General features: G+C 56.2%; 3 protein-coding genes. All 3 read right to left on the bottom strand.

Translation table 11 applies throughout. The features are described from left to right. Positions 1 to 18: 18 nt before the first annotated feature. On the bottom strand, positions 19 to 876 hold the full coding sequence (locus AC6CHM_RS25070) for a sugar phosphate isomerase/epimerase family protein (protein WP_498176056.1): 858 nt from the start codon (positions 874 to 876) through the stop codon (positions 19 to 21). A gap of 10 nt (positions 877 to 886) precedes the next feature. Then, entirely contained in the window at positions 887 to 2050 is a 1164-nt protein-coding gene (locus AC6CHM_RS25065) for a Gfo/Idh/MocA family protein (protein WP_498176054.1), read from the bottom strand. Next, positions 2050 to 2288, bottom strand: a 239-nt coding sequence (locus AC6CHM_RS25060; RefSeq protein ID WP_498176052.1) for a hypothetical protein, incomplete at its 5' end; no start/stop codon positions are given. The genes AC6CHM_RS25060 and AC6CHM_RS25065, both read right to left, overlap by 1 nt.

The raw sequence follows: 2288 nt of genomic DNA, 5'->3' as shown, positions 1-2288 counted from the left end.
CTATGTTAACGTTTACATTCAAGTTGCTGTTTTTGCATTTGCTGCGTCGACGAGCGGCTTGAGATATTCGAGCGAGACGCGTGCGACCCAGTCTGGTTCGATTCCGCGCTGATGGAAGCCACACTCCATTGACAGATAGCCGTCGAAGCCGGTTTCCTGGAGTGCATCGATAAGAGCCGGGAAGTCGCCCCTGCCCATGCCCGGTGGCAGGCGATCATTGTCAGAGGCATGGATATGGACCAGATCCTTGCCCATTGCGTGGACGTAGTCACTCATCACTTCTTTCTGGGTAATGACGTGATGGCTATCGAACATCAGACGGACATTGGGCTGACCGACATCCTTCATCATGTCGATGGTATTGTCGCAAGTATTGACGATGTTGCTGTCTTCCGGGGTCGGCTCGATGACGATCTCGACACCGAAGTCCTGGGCGAAACGGGCGATCTCGTCAATTGCCTGCGCAGCCCAGTCCCATGCCTGGCGGTAGGTCGTTCCGAAGATATACCAGCCTGGCAGGCAGATCAGCCGCTTGCCGCCCCAGTCGGCGGTAAGCTGCACCATATCCTTGTAATGGTCGATCGCCCAGCGGCGCTCTTCCGGAATTGGCGAGGCGACATTGTTGCCGGGTCCGCCGCCATGAGCCGGCAACATGGCTGCCAGTTCAAGCCCATAGTCTTTTAGCATTTGGCCCAGATCCTTGCGCCGTTGCGGGCTGAGGGTCGGCGGGAAGACATGCGGGCTGGCCGCGCCGATCTCGATGGCGTCGTAGCCGATCTTCTTGACACGTTTGATTGTTTCCTCAAGCGTATAGGCCGGTAACCACGTCGGGTTGCTTGCATAGGGCCAGGTGTGCATTGCGAGCTTGATTGTCATTAAACGCTCCTCAGGCTGCAAATTGCTTGATGGTTTCCCAGGAACCGGTCTGTCCGGAGACAAGAATGGCCTCGGCAATGCGTTCGATCTGCACGCCGTCCTCGAAGTTCGGCGAAGCCGGCTTGTTCTCGGCGATGGCTGTCAGGAAGTTGTACCACTCGATAGATTTGATATCGATGTAGCCCTGCCCCATGCCGGCAACCGGCCATAGCTTGTCGCCGAACGGTTGGTTGGGACCGGAATAGATCGTGCGGAAGCCGAAGGCGTCAGCCGGATCGTCGGCAAAGGCGACACGAAGTTCGTTGAGACGTTGGTAATCGAAGGCGATCGAGCCGCGTGTTCCGTGAATCTCGAAGCCGAGCTGGTTATGATGGCCCCAGGCATTGCGTGTCACTTCGATCGTCCCGTGGGCTCCGCCTGCAAACTTGATCATCGTCAGTGCGGTATCATCGACATCGACCTTGCCCTTTTCGGAGGAAGCGGCGCCGCTTGGTCCAAAGAAGCGACCTGCCGGCAGCGGGCGCTCCGGGATGAAGGTCTTGACGATCGCGTTTACCTGTTCGAATTCACCGACGAGCAGGCGTGCGGCATCAATAACGTGCGTACCGATATCGCCAAGCGTACCGGAGCCGGCCAGAGCCTTGTTAAAGCGCCAGGAAAGTGGTTTTTCCGGATCAGCACCCCAATCCTGAAGATAATATCCGCGGAAAGTCAGGATGTCGCCGATGCGACCCTCGTCAATCAGGCGCTTGGCCATCTGCAGGGCCGGTGTATGACGGTAATTGTACGAGACCATGGTTACCACACCGGTCTTGTTGGCGGCAGCAAGCATCTCCTCCGCTTCAGCCACTGTCATTGACATCGGCTTTTCGCACATGATGTGCTTGCCTGCCTTGGCCGCCGCAATCGCAATCGCCGCATGCGTATCGTTGGGCGTGCAAATATCAACGATATCTATGTCCGGACGCGAAACGACCGCGCGCCAGTCGGTTGCATATTCCGCAAAACCATATTGCCTGGCAGCGTTTTGCGCCAATTCCTCGTCAATATCGACGATCACCTTACGCTCGATTTCGACCGGCGAACCGAACAGAATCGGCACGACCGCGGTGGCAATGGAATGGGCCTTGCCCATAAAACCGGTGCCAATGAGCGCAACATTCAACTTTTTCACTAACAAGCCTCCAATGAAAGGCGGGACAAAGCCCCCAGCCCCGATTTCAAACCCCTGCGAGCTCCACGAAGCCCGTCGCTATTTTGCGATGTTAACGTATACAACACCACGAAAAACCCGATGTCAACGATTACATTTACATTGACGCCGGTTTTCCAAGGCGTAAGATCAACAACAAAAAGGAGGAACCAATGCTCACTCTCAACAAAAGGCAACGGGCCCTGTGGAGCACGTGGGG

The sequence above is a fragment of the Phyllobacterium sp. GQ127 genome (assembly GCF_059758635.1).
Note: the sequence above shows the minus strand (reverse complement) of the source record. Positions and strands in the feature narration are given on the sequence as shown.

What these genes read in the sequence shown, in the direction of transcription:
- AC6CHM_RS25070 (WP_498176056.1), bottom strand. Translation starts at nt 876, where the DNA reads ATGACAATCAAGCTCGCAATGCACACCTGGCCCTATGCAAGCAACCCG.